Raw genomic sequence first — 14,881 nt, forward strand, 5'->3', positions numbered from 1 at the left:
TGCTTTAATCTAACAAAACGTGTTGATCCATTGATAAAAGCATCCATTAACTATTAAAATATAAGCGAAATGAAAACATTTTTTTTTCTGAAAAGAAGCCTCGCGTTTTTTGGCACTATCGGTCTCGCATTTTCTGCATTTGCTCAAGAAAAAGATCAAGCACTCGCCAGTGTTGTCTATGACTTTATTCATGTGACAGATACAAACAAGAGAGAAAACCCCAAAAAAGAAAGTATGATCCTCTATTTAGGTAAATTCATGAGCGCCTATAAAAGTAAAACACTCGCTTTAAAGCTAGAAGAAATTAGAAAGGAGATGGGGGAAGAAAACGACAATGGAAATAAAAGAAAACTTTTCTCCTTTAATTCGCCCAATGTATCCAACGATGAGCTTTTTCTAAATCCTCAAAAGCAGAAATTAATTAGGGTAGATAAAATTGGTCCCACGGCATACCAAATCCCTGAAGACTATCCGATTATCAATTGGAAGATAACCAATCAAACAAAAATTATTGGTGGATATAATTGCCAGCAGGCCTTTGGAGAATTTGGCGGTAGACTCTATACCGTTTGGTTTACCCCCGAAATACCATTTCCTTATGGTCCATGGAAACTTCATGGCCTACCGGGACTAATCCTGCAAGCATCCGATGCTAAAAACGATGTTCAGTTTAATTATGGAGGATTTAAGAAAGAGCTAGACAGCAAAGTTTCTATAGCACTTCCCGACAATGCTCCGCAAACAACACTAAAGGATTTTATGAAGGCGAAAGCCGCTTTTGAAAAGAATTTAATGTTCAATCAAAAAGCCCTCGCACCGGGGAATGCTAATACGAGAATCGTCCTTAAGGATCAATCCGGGCGCCAATTATCTGAGAACGAGTTCAAAGAAATGATGGAGTCTCGGGCGAACGAAAAAAACCCGATAAATAATCCATTAGAGCTTAATAAATAACAAGCCTCATCCATAAGTAAATGAGATTCATCGTACCGTTTCTTTCTTTCTTCTCTATATTGGTAGTTCATTGCCAAGAATTGAAAATTAGTGGTCAATTAAAAACAATTGACGGTAAAGGTATTCCATACGCCAACATCACATTAAAAAGTGCGCAGCAAACAATTATTGCCTATACCACCAGTAACATTGAAGGCTATTTCAGCTTCACATTAAACGATACTACTACTACTGCACATTGGTTAGAAGTAAACCACTTAGGATATAAAAAGTTCAGGACATCCGTAATAAATGGTAAAATGGAGTACCTGATCATGCTCGAAGAACAATCGATTGATTTAGCGGAAGTGGAAGTTAAGAGCCCTCCCATACGTTCAAATAACGACACCTTAAGTTATGACGTTGAATCTTTTGCTAAATCAGAGGATCGTACCATAGGCGATGTGTTAAAACGTATGCCTGGAATAGAGGTTGAAGAAAGCGGACAAATAAAATATAATGGCAAGAATATATCAAACTTTTATATCGATGGAGATGACTTATTAAACGACCGTTATAATATCGGAACAAGAGCGATTCCACAAGACATGGTAAAAGATGTTGAAGTATTACAAAACCATCAACCCATTGAAGTGCTACGAGATAAAAGCTATAGTGATGATGTGGCAATTAACTTAAAAATAAAAGAAGACGCCAAGCTTAAGCTGACAGGACAGATAAAAATGGGTGGCGGAATTCCGAATTTATACGAAGCTGAACTAAATAGCCTATTATTCAATGATAAACACAAAATGCTTAATGTTGCTAAAGCGAACGATATTGGCGTCGATTTATCAAGGGAGCTAACTGCCTTTAACGCCGAAAACCAATTACAGTCTATGAATAATCAACGACCATCCGAAATACTTTCTTCAGGTACCGTATCGGAACCAAATCTTCCGAAGGAACGTTACAATTTCAATCACTCAGCCTTAGTTAGCGCAAATAATCTAACGAATTTGAAAAACAGTTTTCAGTTAAAATCGACGATAAATCTGTTATATAACCGCAACGATATGAACTACAACAGCTTGACAAATATGTATGTAAACAATGATACGATTCGTTATAGCGAGGTACAAAACATAGAAAACAAACCTTTAATGGCAGATTTCTCAGTGAGTCTTAAAAACAACAATAAAAAGTATTATTTCAACAACATGCTTCAGGTCAACTTTAGCAACGAAAAAAGCGTGTCTGATCTTCAAAGCAACTCCTTTGACTTTAGTCAGCAACTAAAAACAGGGCAGTATGACTTTTCAAATAAAATATCCTACCTCCCTTCCTTAAAGAACCAACATATCCTGAGCTTTAATTGGTATCTTAATTACTTTAATAAGCCACAGACGCTAACAATAAACCCAGGCATCAATGACGGAGCACTTAATGATAGCATTCCCTTTCAAGCCGTCAATCAGATTACTAATTTACCAACTTGGTTTAGTAATTTGTCATTGAGCTATCGGATCCCAAAAGGTCGTATTAAACAGCATTATCTAGTTGGCCTCGTAAGTGAATGGCAACACCTGACTTCTAATTTAGAATTAAGGCAGGCAAACGGAGACTGGACTCCTTATGGAAATAGTTTAGATAATGATTTATATTGGAAGCGACATAGAATAAACATAAATCCATCTTTTGAATACGAAAAAGGTCCTTGGGAAAGTCTCGTTTCGTTTCCACTTTCGATACAAAGTATAAATTATGAAGATGTCGGATTTACATTTAGAGAAAATTTCAGCAAATGGCTTTTCAACCCTGCATGGAACTTAACCTATAACCTAAATAGTGAAGATTATCTTGCTGTCAACTACAGTTACAACAACCAAATAGGTAATATAAGCGATCTCTATCGCGGGGCTATTCTTACCAATTACCGAAGCCTTCAATCTAACAATGCAAGCCTCCAGGAAAGAAATCTCCACAATATCGGTCTACGCTACAATTATCAGCGAAACCTTCAAATGTTTTTTATGAATGCATCTATTAATTACAGTAAGGTTCGTTCCAATACAATTCTTTCTCATATAGTAAGCAATAATCTCTTTCAAACCGTTCTTTTACCTTTTAGCAATAAAAGCCATGATTTAAGCATCGCGGCTGGCATTAGCAAATATTTATTCGATATCGACGTCAATATTGGTGCTAATGCCTCTTGGAATAACACCCGTTATAATCAGTTTTTAAACAACCAATTACTTCCTTTTAATAACCTAACCTTCAGTTTTAGCCCTTATTTTGAAACTCGCTTATTGAATTTCCTATTTTTAAAATACGCCGGAAAGGGAAATTGGACCACCAGTAAAATGATCGGTGCAACCGCAGGAATTGATTTTCCCGACAGACAAATTCAATTTTTTGATCAATCTCTTGACCTAACATTCCGACCATTTGAAAATGCTTTTTTTAAGCTGAGTGGCCGACAACTTTTAACCACGCAAAAAAATGCGGAAAATGTAAAATACCTTTTTACAGACCTCAACTTCCGTTATAAAATAGACAAATGGAAGACTGATATAGAGTTGGATGCAAGTAACCTTACAGACATTAGGTCTTACGAACTATACACGCTTTCTTCCAATCAGTTTGGATACAGTCAATACGATTTAAGAGGCCGCATGTTACTCCTTAGACTTAGTTTTCGTATTTAAAACACGTCGAAACGCAAATGCTGATCGCTAAACGTGTTTAGTCCGTCAAACGTCCAATAGGATAAAGCAAGTGTGTCTTCTCGTAATAAGAAGAATGTTTATAAATCCAATCGAGCTGTGCTTGGCCACTTTTCATAAGCGATGAATCAGCCTGTTTAGCTTTTTCAAAGGCATGTGCCAATGCTCGGTTTTCTTTTAATAACCTCTCAGCTTCTTCTTCAAAAATGTAAGAGGCAAAGTATTCTTTCTGTCCTAAAATTGCGTCAAAAAAATTCCAACAGAAATATGAGTCCACCGCTTGAGGCTCAAGTGTCTCTATAATATACCTGTTTTTCTCTTGATCCGTTTTTACTATCACGTCTCCTGCATAAAACGGAACCTCCATTTTTTTCGTTACAAGCTCTACCTCCCTATGCAAATAATGACCTTCGAATGGTTTTTCTAGACTTTTGAATCGCTTAATATAGTACATGTCAAGCAATAGGGTTGTGTCTCGCTCGAGCGTTTCCAGCTTCACTCCATTTAACGCTAAAAGTTTAACAACTTTTTCATAAGCTTGGGGAATGATATAAGCCGATGGCTTTTTCACAGTTAATTTTGGCTTGTATCGATTATAAAGTTTTATCTTTCGGGTAAAAGGTTTGTTTCTATCGTAATATAATCGATCCTGTCCACTTACCTCACTTGGCTTGTGCATAGCCTCATACCCATAAAAGTCAATTTGCCTATAATTAAGCGTATCCAGTTCCCATGCCAGCGGAAAAACCTGCTGATCCTTTACAGATTGCTTCGCTTTTTTTCTAACTGCCAGCAATTGGCTTCCTTGCTCATGGGTAATGTCTATTAAATGTTTCATCAGCGCATAAGTTGCATTTACTCGCTGCGCAAAAGGTTTCCACATATGAGTTTCGGGCATATAAGCTATGGTATTATGCAATGCAGCATATCCAGTGGAATATCTGGGATTTTCCAAAAAAGACACGATACCGGATTCCGGCGTCTCTCCGCGCGAATCTACATAAGGCACCAGTCGGTACCCCTCTCCTTCCATTCGATTATATAGCTCCTGCGTATAATTTTTCAACATATAATCAGCTAAAATAGTGTTCAATTTGTCCGGTTGCGTATCGATAAGCGTCATCACATACTGATAATCAGCACCGTTACTTGCGTGGTTATCGATAAAAACATCGGGGTCCCAGCGATTAAATATTTCCTGGAAAGTCTGAGAATTACGACTGTCTGTCTTAATAAAATCACGATTGAGATCTAAATTCTGTCTGTTCCCCCTAAACCCATATTGTTCCGGGCCGTTTTGATTAACTCTCGATACCCCGCGATTTAACATACCATCAATATTGTATACAGGGATGAAGCAAAGCACAACATTGTCCGGAACAGCATCTTTTATTAACAAATCCCGAATTAGCATCATGGATGCGTCAATACCCTCGGGTTCTCCGGGATGGATTCCGTTGTTGAACAATATGATGCTTTTATTTTTCTTTCTTAGGCTAAGGGGATCGAAATCACCATCCTTGGACAAAACCATCAGCTGAAGTGCCTTACCAACATCAGTTGTACCAAAAGAAAAGAGTTTAGCCTGCACATAACTACTATCCAAATGGCGATAAAATGCCAGTACTTCTTCGTAAGTAGCAGTACGATTATGTTTATCATCTAACTCAAAAGCAATCTTTTGAGCTTGAACAAAAAAGGAGAAAAAAATGAGCGAGAGAAAGACAAATGATTTTAGCATTTTCTGTTTGTTATTTTCTTTAGGGTGTCCCCTAATTCTTAATCATATACCCTCTTCTACAAAGATCTTTTTTACTAAGTTGATTTCCCTTTCATACATAGTTTTTTTCCTGGTACCGAAATACAGCGTGTTTTCCATAACCGGGTCACCGGTCCATATAAGATGAAGCTTTTTGGACTCTATTTCGTTCTTGCACAAAAAATCCGGAATGATTGAAAAACCAACCCCCTCGCTTAAGCATCGGACAATAGAGCATATATTAGGGACGATATAGTTCGGTTTAAAATCCGGATGGTGCCTGAAGTTCAGATACCAGAATCTTTTTAAGTTCTCCATATCAGCGGCGGTACTATACCATACTTGTTCCTTAAGCCATTTCTCTGCAGCCATCAAATCGCCCTTTACAATGAGCTCTTCCACAATTTTCGTATCTGTTTCCGCACCGGCTACCAAGACGATCCGTTCTTTAGAAAATGGGCTAAATTCCAGGTTTTTTTCCAGACCTTTCTGAGGCGTAATAATCAGATCTAATAAACCTTTATCTAAATCGTGAATCATCTGCGGATACTCCCCAAATTTAATAATTACATTAAATGGCAGGGATGATATATGTCTTTCCAGCGTAAATTGAAAAGTTTCAAAGCACATACCGATACTCACGGTTGCGCGATCGATTTTAGAACTTCGGTGAAAAAGCTGTTCAGAAGTTTCTAATTTCGTTAAGGGTTCAAGAATGAAGTTATATAATACCTTGCCTCGTTCCGTGGGGACCATCCGCTTTGCAGAGCGATCAAACAGCTTATAACCGGTATAAGTCTCCAGCGAATTTAAATGTAAGCTCACCCCTGGTTGTGATATAAATAACATCTGCGCAGCACCGGTAAGTGTTCCGGTTTCATAAATAGCCTTAAAAGTGCGAAACCATTCCAAATTTAGCATATCTATTATATTAGTAATGCAAAGTTAACACATTGCACATACTATTAATACACTACATTTTTTAATCGCTAACTTAATTTCTTAAAAACAGCGATGCCGTTATGGCCCCCGAAACCAAAAGTGTTACTCATTGCTACTTTAACATCATGTTTTAGTGCATTTAATTTTACAAGTTGAAGACCTTCAGGTATTGCTTCGTCCGGATTGGTTAAATTAATTGTGGGAGGTATAATCGAATCACGAATTGATAGAACACAGGCAATGGCTTCAATGGCACCCGCAGCACCTAACAAATGACCGGTCATAGACTTCGTTGCGCTCACATGCAAACGATCAAAACTGCTCTCGAATAGTTTATGGATTGCCTTTAGTTCACTCATATCGCCAACAGGGGTAGAAGTCGCGTGCGCATTCAGATAATCTACTTGTTGAGCTTCAATATTGGCATCCTTTAGGGCTAGCTTCATTGCCATATAAGCTCCTTCGCCTTCAGGATGGGTGGCGGTCATGTGATAAGCGTCTGCCGTCATCGCTGCACCAACTATCTCGGCATAAATTTTAGCTCCTCGTGCACGCGCGTGCTCATATTCTTCTAATACCAAAGCCCCCGCTCCTTCACCCATCAAGAATCCATCGCGACCTTGGTCAAAAGGCCGGCAAGCTAACGTGGGTTCTCCATTTAGCGTAGTCATTGCCTTCATTGCACAAAACCCACCTATTGACGCTTCCGTAATAGGCGCTTCTGAACCTCCGGTAATCATCACTTTTGCCTTCCCCCATCTTATATAATTAAAAGCATCCATAATAGCCGTATTGGATGTTGCGCATGCCGACACCGTCGTATAATTGATCCCTTTCAGCCCATGTCTTATAGAAATCAATCCCGAAGCCATGTTAGCGATTAGCTTCGGAACAAAAAACGGACTAAACCGCGGTGTAAAGTTTTCAGACACATATTCCTTTACCTGCTCCTCAAAAGTAAGCATCCCCCCTTGCCCAGACCCCCATATGACACCTATATCGTAGGGATCCATGTCCGCGAAGTTTAATTGTGCATCACTAATCGCCTGATCAGCGGCTATAAGTGCATATTGTGTAAAGGGGTCTGTACGCTTGATCTCACCTCTATCAAGCCATCGGGAAGGATCATAATCTTTAAGCTCGCAAGCAATTTGTGTTCGAAATTTATTGGCGTTAAATTTTGTGATTCTCGTGGCACCCGAAACACCTTTTATCAAGTTCTGCCAAAAAGTCTCAACATTTTCGCCGATTGGCGTTAAGGCTCCAAGCCCGGTTATAACGATTCGATTCATGATTTTAAATTTAGGTGAAGCAACGGCCTCACAACAACTACTTGCATTTAACAAGCACTTGCAAATATAAAGCAAACCGCCTTATATTTGCAAGTGTATAAATTTCCATGTAAATATGAGATCTGATTGCCCTTTAAACTACGCTCTTGAGCTATTTGGTGACAAGTGGTCTTTATTGATTATCCGGGACATGGTATTCTTTGATAAGCGATACTATCAGGAATTTTTACTTTCTGAGGAAAAGATATCAACCAACATTTTAGCAAACAGATTGCTCATGCTCGAAAAAAACGGGTTCATAAAAAAGAAAAAGGCACCCGATCATAAACAGAAAATAGTATATAGCTTAACCGAAAAAGCGATCGATTTGGTTCCTATGATCATTGAAATTGGTTTATGGTCGGATAAGCACGGCCACCACATTCCGGCCTATAAAAAGGAGCTTATCTTAAAAGATGTAAAAATCAATAAACTGAATGCCCTCCAACAGCTTAAGGACAAGTTGTACCGCAAGCATATTTCTAGCTAATAGGTATTTCAACAAGGCATGCCTTCGCGACACCTAATCTTTTAACATTTTTTAAGGTTAACTGAACCAAACCTTAAAACTTCTTAACACTTCATTAGCTAGTTTTGATTTAAAATTAGCAATATGAAAAAAACTATTTTTATTTGTATTTTACTCGGCTTGATGGATAAATCTTTATCAGCCCAACAATGGAATATTCGATATAGTGTAAGACTGGGAGGCAATTTGCCTTATTACGCATTGTCCAATATAAACAATAATACTTCTCGTGTAGCGTCCAAAAAGGTGGGTTTTACCGTTACCGGTTTAGTCGAAGCATCAACAGCTCGTTACTTTGCCATCCAGTCCGGTATCTCCTTCCAACAACTCGGTTCACAGCTAGATTATTCTGAGTTTGGCAATACACCAGTCAAACAGCACACCTTCTGGCTTCAGCTTCCTGTTAATTTTGTAGGAAAGCTTCCATTGAAGGATAGCAGCTATTTCTTTTTAAGCATGGGGCCATACGGGGGATTTGGACTTATGGGATCAAACAGCTTTGCTTCAAACTATACGGGAAATCGGGAAGATTTCACATTCGGCGATTCAGGAAGCCAGAAAAGGTTTGATTACGGCGTGAATCTCCATTTTGGTTACCAGTTAAAAAAAGGATATAATCTTTCTGCAGGTTACTTACTGGGATTGGCCGACTTATCAACCAGCTCGCGGTATGAGCAACGGAACAGAGCTTGGGCGTTTACGGTTGGTTATTCCTTTTAAAACAGAAACAAGCCTGCGTATAGGTTACCTTTGGCAGAAAAAAGGAATGAAAGGTTATGGAATTTGATTGAAGAAAACATCTTATGAAAAAATCAAAGTCCATATCATGATGGACTGAAAGTTGTGATGCGGTTCATACGTGCAAAAGAATAAAGATAAACGAGCTAATTATTTGTAGATGAAAAAGAAAACCCAGGTTATCGATCACCTAGCGCATCCTCTTCTAATAATTTTTTCATTCCTGCTATTTGCTTGCCATAACGGGATAGATCAACAGCATGCCATTGGCAGCGCAGCTACAGCGGAAGCGATTGCACTTAATGAACCGGAACCTATACAAACTATACCATTAGAACGAAGGCTAATTAAAGAAGGAACTATCTCTTTTGAAACAAACGATTTATCGGAAACGGCCAAACTAATTGGACAAGCAATAAAAAAATATAATGCTTATATAGCATCAGAAACCGAGAATAATTATTCGGAAAGCCTCAACAGAACCATCGTTGTTCGCGTAAATGCTAAGCAATTTGACGCCTTTATTGGAGATGTGGCTAAAGGCGTCAATCATTTTGAAACAAAAAACATACAAGTAAAAGATGTTACCGAGGAATTTGTTGATATACAGGCTAGGTTAAAAACAAAAAAAGAGCTGGAACAACGCTATCGCACATTACTCCAACGTGCAGCTAAGGTTACTGAAATTCTCGAAATCGAAAAGCAATTAGCAGAAGTTCGGGCCGAAATCGAATCGGTTGAAGGGCGTTTACGATATCTGGCGAATCAATCGACTTATTCTACCTTGTCGATTACTTATTATAAAGCTGTTCCTAAGCAAATTGCTTTTGGTCAAAAGTTCAAACAGGGACTTTCCAACGGTTGGCAAAACTTCGTATGGTTTACGGTAGGCCTCATTAATATTTGGCCATTTTTATTGCTGATGGTAATAGCCATGTTTTTTGCTCGACGTTGGTGGCGCAAACGTAAAACAAGACAACGAATGGACGCATCAACGAATTAAACAAGCTGGTAATTCGAACGATTAGCTCGTTTTCCGATAATTCCAAATGGCCCAGACGTTTAATATGATTGCAAAAACAATTAAATATAAAAATTCCAATTGTACGTCACTAAAGTCGCTGCCTTTTAAGATAATCATTCTTACTACTTTTACGAAGTGAGTTACCGGCGTTAGATCAGATAAGGTTCGAGCCCACCGCGGCATGCTATCGGTAGACGTAAAAAAGCCGCTCATGAGCATAAAGATCATCATAAAAAAGAAGGCTATAAACATGGCTTGCACCTGATTATCGCTATAGGTAGAAATAAGCAAGCCGAAACCCAACACGGCCACCAAATAAACGGCCGCAAATAAGTATAAAAGCCACAAACTTCCTTGTAATGCAATTCCATAAACAAAAAAACAAATCATCAATCCCAAGGTAAAAATAATAATCCCTATTACCCAGAACGGGATCATTTTACCTAATATAAACTGCCACTTTTTAATCGGGCTTACATTGATTTGCTCAATCGTACCAATTTCTTTTTCCTTTACAATATTTAATGCAGTCATAAAACCACCTATTAATGTTAGCAGCAATACCAACACCGCTGGAACAACATTAAATTTATAGGCCTCCAAGGGATTATACCAGCTTCTTTGTAGAATTTCGATACTTCCCCTTGGCCTCGATTCCGCGTTCCATTCCAATTCTGAACTGAAATCTGAAATAATCCGATTCAAGTAGGCTGTACCAATGCCTGATTTTGTCCCGTTAATAGCGTCAGCATAAACTCCTACCCGCTCCTTCCCCTCTCTTATCAGATTTCGTTCAAAATTTAGCGGGATTTCCAAAATTATGTCCACTTCTTCTTTTTCAATATGATGAATGGCACCGTTATAACTGGTGTTAGAACTAATAGGAATGAAATACCCTGAAGCGTAAATTTTGTGAATTAAGCGCTGTGAAAAAGAACTGTTGTCCATATCAACAACAGAAAGATTAATGTGCTTTACATCAAAGTCCATGGCTAGCGGTAAAACAACCAATTGAACGATCGGCATAGCGAACATCATAGCCAAGATAGACTTATCCCGAAATATTTGACGAAACTCCTTTTGCAATATAAATCTTAAAATTTTCATCTTTAGCGCCGTATGGTTTAGAAAACTATTAAAGTCTTACTTTAAAACGTCTCAAGGCTAAACTGAGCAGTATAATTGTCATCAAAGTCAGAACCAGTGTCTCCTTCCAAACATAGGTCAAACCCAAGCCCTTTAACATAACCGATTTAACTGCAAGATAATACCATCTGGACGGAACAATATGAGAGAGCACTTGAAAAAAGCCAGGCATATTTTCCAATGGCATAATAAAACCGGTGAAAATCAAGGTTGGCAACATCATTCCCATAAGCGATCTTAACAGAGCTGTTTGCTGCGAATTGGTTATATTTGATATTAGTAACCCTAAAGAAAGACAAGTAACAATAAATAACGTACTCTCAAAATAGAGCAACAAGATGCTTCCTCGAATTTCGACATCAAGAGCAAAGGCGGTTAACAACAAAATCAACGTAAAATTTGCAAGCGAAAGCAATAAATAAGGAATTGCCTTTGCAATAAGTACGAAAACGGGCTTAAAGGGAGATACGAGTAGTATTTCCATGGTTCCCATCTCCTTTTCTTTAACAACTGAAACAGATGTTAAAGCAGTGCATACAATCATCAAAATTAACGCCATAACCCCTGGAATAAAATTCAGGGAACCATTCCCTTCTTCATTGTAAAGCATTCTCAATTCCGGTTGTATTTGTAAAAACAACGGATTGATCGAAGGGGTGTTAAATTCACGCCCAAAATCCATAAAAATTGACGTCAAATAATTTGTCACGGTTTTCGAAATATTAGGATCAGAACCGTCGGTAATAAGCTGTACCGGTGACTGGCCAAGATGCAGTTGATCGCTGCTAAAATTAGACGGAATAATAAGAGCGGCCTTTATGTCTCCTTTTTTAAACGCATCCTCAATCTGTGTATAATGAACATTTGCCTGCTCTACAACGAAATAATCTGATGTCTTAATTTTTTCAATTAATCTTTGGCTTTGAAAATCTTTCGCATAATCAGCCACTATCATCCGAATATTCTTCACCTCACTCGATAGAGCGAACCCAAATAAAATGATCTGTACAATGGGTAAGCCGAACATGATCAACAGGGTCCGGCGATCTCTAAAGACGTGGTAAAATTCTTTCCTAATAAAAACTAACAGCTGCTTCATTTTTCATGATTTTGATGAGATCGAAACCTTTGACCATACTGAGTTAATTGTCGTTTCGTTTGGCTCCTCTTGCCAATTGATAAAAGACTTCGTCCATTGAGTTAGCGTTATAGGCTAATTTCAGGTTAGTCGGTGAATCAAGTGCTACTACCTTGCCGTCCACCATGATAGACACTCTATTACAATATTCTGCCTCATCCATATAATGAGTCGTGACGAAAACAGTAATTCCGGCATTTGCCGCACTGTAAATCATATCCCAGAACTGTCGGCGGGTTACCGGATCTACACCTCCGGTAGGTTCATCCAAAAAGACGATCTTTGGTTGATGAAAAATGGCAACCGAGAACGCCAATTTCTGTTTCCATCCAAGGGGCAACTCGCCGACCATTTTATTCGCTTCTTGCGTCAAGCCCAAAGCTCGTATCAGTTCCTGTCCTCTTTTATTGATCTCTTTTTTGTTTACACCGTAAACGCCACCAAAAAATTCGATATTCTCCGAAACCGACAGGTTCTCATATAAAGAAAACTTTTGGCTCATATAGCCGATATGCTTTTTTATTTTTTCCTGTTGCTTATAAACATCATAACCTGCTACCTCTGCTTCACCGGATGAGGGAAAAGATAAACCACAGAGCATGCGCATCGCAGTGGTTTTGCCGGCGCCATTTGCACCCAAAAATCCAAAAATTTCTCCTTTAGCAACGTCAAAAGAAATACCGTCAACTGCCACAAAACCGCCAAATCGTTTGGTTAAATTGCGGCACATTATTACATTTTCCATCGTCTTTATTCTACACGGCCCGTAAATTCTATTCGTTCCATTAAACGAATAAAGCTATCTTCTATCCCTGGCTCAATCTCTTTTACAATGATGTCCCTGTGCCCCAAGTTTGTGGTTAAATCTTGCAACGTAGATAATCCATCTCTTTCGGGATATCGTAATGTAACATGGATGTATTCACCAAAAGCGTAGCTGCTCTCTATCGCTTCGTTTTGTCTATAATCTTTTAAAAGTCGATAAATATCGGCTGATTTAGCGGCATATAATTTTGTTGGATATCGCTTGATTATATCTGCAGGTGGATCGACGCTTAAAATTTTCCCTTGCTGGATTAATGCAATCCGGTCGCAAAGAATAGCTTCATCCATATAAGGGGTGGAGACTAATATGGTTATACCCTGTTGTTTGAGTGCTTTTAGCATATCCCAAAATTCGCGTCGCGAAACGACGTCCACCCCTGTGGTTGGCTCATCTAGTAAAAGAACCTTGGGCTTATGGATCAGTGCGCAACATAAGGCTAACTTTTGTCTCATCCCGCCTGATAGCTTTCCGGCCCGCCGATGGTTAAACGGTTTTATTTGCTCGTAAATATCTTTTATGAGGCCATAATTCTGTTGGATATTAGTGCCGAATACCGTAGCAAAAAAACGGAGGTTCTCGAGTACAGTTAAGTCTTGATACAGTGAAAATTTCCCGGGCATATATCCAACCAGATTACGAATCGCCTTATAGTCTTTTATTACGTCGAGACCGACAACACTTGCCATTCCCTGATCAGCAAGTAGAAGCGTAGTTAGTATACGGAATACGGACGTTTTGCCCGCGCCATCCGGGCCAATCAATCCAAACAATTCACCTTCGTCAACAGAAAAGGATACATCATTCACAGCTACAACTCTTCCCTTATCATAGCTTTTGAAAATATGGTGGAGTTTTACTGCTTCCATTCTACCTTTTTCCATTTTTCTGCGTTGCTAAAATCACTTGTCCGTACATCCCGATTTTTAAATATCCATCATTTTCCACCTTAACCTTCATTGCATATACCAAATTAGCTCTTTCATCCTTTGTTTGGATGGTCTTTGGTGTAAACTCCGCCTGATCACTTATCCACTCAACCACGCCGGGATAATCCTTGAATGCAGCCTTACCTTTATCAACCTGCACCCGAACGCGCTGTCCTATTTTAACATCCGCAAATTTTTCACCGGTAATATAAGCACGCAGGATCATTTTTTTGGTGTTAGCTATACGATATAGGGGTTTTCCAATGGTTGCCATTTCATTCGCCTCTACATATTTAGCGAGAACGGTTCCTGTAACGGGATTGACAATCTTGCTTTTCCGAAGTTGGTCGTCCAACTGTTCAATCTGTGCATGCAACGGAGCTGTCTCTTCTTGCAAACTGACCGATGCAATACCTAATGATGATTGTTGACCTTCAATACGTTTACGAATGATATTTACCTGTGCGGTTGCCGCATCCAATTCCTTTGGGGTTGCCGCATCAGCCTTAACCAGGTTGGTCAACCGTTCTTGCTCGTTTTTAGCATACCGAAGCTCTTCCTGTAAAGCTGCAATCTCTGTGGCGATATTAGGACGTTTACTCAGTATGGCACCTGCTTGTGCTTCTAATTGCTTCTTCTTGAGAAACAGCTGAAGCGTATCAATATAACCAATTACTTTCCCTGCTGGAATAGTTTGCCCTTCTTCCAATAAAAGCTCCCTTATAATGCCGTTTGCTTCCGCAGGTACGATGGTCTCTACGGTTTCAAAAGCACCCGATGCGTCGTAATTTATATCGTTCGTTTTACAAGATACGATAGAAAAAGCCAGCAAATTCGTGTATAATATAACTGTTTTCATT

General features: G+C 38.9%; 13 protein-coding genes. 5 read left to right on the forward strand and 8 right to left on the reverse strand.

The window, feature by feature from the left end; translation table 11 throughout:
• Nucleotides 1-69: 69 nt before the first annotated feature.
• The gene (locus ACH11B_RS21580; protein WP_377608669.1) at nucleotides 70-954 is read left to right on the forward strand and encodes a GLPGLI family protein; all 885 of its coding nucleotides are present in this window, start codon (nucleotides 70-72) and stop codon (nucleotides 952-954) included.
• Between the two features lie 20 nt (nucleotides 955-974).
• On the forward strand, nucleotides 975-3,644 hold the full coding sequence (locus tag ACH11B_RS21585) for a hypothetical protein (protein ID WP_377608667.1): 2,670 nt from the start codon (nucleotides 975-977) through the stop codon (nucleotides 3,642-3,644).
• A gap of 37 nt (nucleotides 3,645-3,681) precedes the next feature.
• On the opposite strand, the gene ACH11B_RS21590 is transcribed toward ACH11B_RS21585, so the two are convergent.
• The 3 genes from ACH11B_RS21590 to fabF form a co-directional block, all read right to left on the reverse strand.
• Nucleotides 3,682-5,403 carry a M14 family metallopeptidase gene (locus ACH11B_RS21590; RefSeq protein WP_013667322.1) on the reverse strand — a complete coding sequence of 574 codons (1,722 nt, stop codon included), beginning with the start codon at nucleotides 5,401-5,403 and terminating at the stop codon, nucleotides 3,682-3,684.
• Nucleotides 5,404-5,445: 42 nt separating this feature from the next.
• A complete protein-coding gene (locus ACH11B_RS21595) occupies nucleotides 5,446-6,342 on the reverse strand; it encodes a LysR family transcriptional regulator (RefSeq protein WP_013667323.1) in 897 nt (298 codons plus the stop codon).
• Nucleotides 6,343-6,410: 68 nt separating this feature from the next.
• Nucleotides 6,411-7,655 (reverse strand): beta-ketoacyl-ACP synthase II, encoded by a 1,245-nt coding sequence (fabF, locus tag ACH11B_RS21600; protein WP_377608664.1) that lies wholly within the window; start codon nucleotides 7,653-7,655, stop codon nucleotides 6,411-6,413.
• Nucleotides 7,656-7,770: 115 nt separating this feature from the next.
• Here fabF and ACH11B_RS21605 point away from each other — a divergent pair, with 115 nt between their 5' ends.
• From ACH11B_RS21605 to ACH11B_RS21615, 3 genes are all read left to right on the forward strand, one after another.
• Nucleotides 7,771-8,184 carry a helix-turn-helix domain-containing protein gene (locus tag ACH11B_RS21605; RefSeq protein WP_013667325.1) on the forward strand — a complete coding sequence of 138 codons (414 nt, stop codon included), beginning with the start codon at nucleotides 7,771-7,773 and terminating at the stop codon, nucleotides 8,182-8,184.
• 123 nt (nucleotides 8,185-8,307) lie between these two features.
• A complete protein-coding gene (locus ACH11B_RS21610) occupies nucleotides 8,308-8,943 on the forward strand; it encodes a porin family protein (protein WP_130855723.1) in 636 nt (211 codons plus the stop codon).
• A 178-nt stretch (nucleotides 8,944-9,121) separates the two neighbouring features.
• Nucleotides 9,122-9,964: a DUF4349 domain-containing protein gene (locus ACH11B_RS21615; RefSeq protein ID WP_377608662.1), complete on the forward strand. Its 843-nt coding sequence runs from the start codon at nucleotides 9,122-9,124 to the stop codon at nucleotides 9,962-9,964.
• A gap of 21 nt (nucleotides 9,965-9,985) precedes the next feature.
• On the opposite strand, the gene ACH11B_RS21620 is transcribed toward ACH11B_RS21615, so the two are convergent.
• Genes ACH11B_RS21620 through ACH11B_RS21640 form a run of 5 tightly spaced genes read right to left on the reverse strand, consistent with a single transcriptional unit; the run spans nucleotide 9,986 to nucleotide 14,880 of the window.
• Nucleotides 9,986-11,092 (reverse strand): ABC transporter permease, encoded by a 1,107-nt coding sequence (locus ACH11B_RS21620; protein ID WP_377608660.1) that lies wholly within the window; start codon nucleotides 11,090-11,092, stop codon nucleotides 9,986-9,988.
• Nucleotides 11,093-11,120: 28 nt separating this feature from the next.
• Nucleotides 11,121-12,230: an ABC transporter permease gene (locus ACH11B_RS21625; protein WP_377608658.1), complete on the reverse strand. Its 1,110-nt coding sequence runs from the start codon at nucleotides 12,228-12,230 to the stop codon at nucleotides 11,121-11,123.
• Between the two features lie 43 nt (nucleotides 12,231-12,273).
• A complete protein-coding gene (locus ACH11B_RS21630) occupies nucleotides 12,274-13,014 on the reverse strand; it encodes an ABC transporter ATP-binding protein (protein WP_377608656.1) in 741 nt (246 codons plus the stop codon).
• Nucleotides 13,015-13,019: 5 nt separating this feature from the next.
• The gene (locus ACH11B_RS21635) at nucleotides 13,020-13,976 is read right to left on the reverse strand and encodes an ABC transporter ATP-binding protein (RefSeq protein ID WP_377608654.1); all 957 of its coding nucleotides are present in this window, start codon (nucleotides 13,974-13,976) and stop codon (nucleotides 13,020-13,022) included.
• Nucleotides 13,963-14,880: an HlyD family secretion protein gene (locus tag ACH11B_RS21640; RefSeq protein ID WP_130855719.1), complete on the reverse strand. Its 918-nt coding sequence runs from the start codon at nucleotides 14,878-14,880 to the stop codon at nucleotides 13,963-13,965. The genes ACH11B_RS21635 and ACH11B_RS21640 overlap by 14 nt, the downstream gene beginning before the upstream one ends.
• Nucleotide 14,881 lies beyond the last annotated feature (1 nt).

Source organism: Olivibacter sp. EAT-5 (genome assembly GCF_044784325.1).
GTDB classification, from domain to species: domain Bacteria; phylum Bacteroidota; class Bacteroidia; order Sphingobacteriales; family Sphingobacteriaceae; genus Olivibacter; species Olivibacter oleidegradans.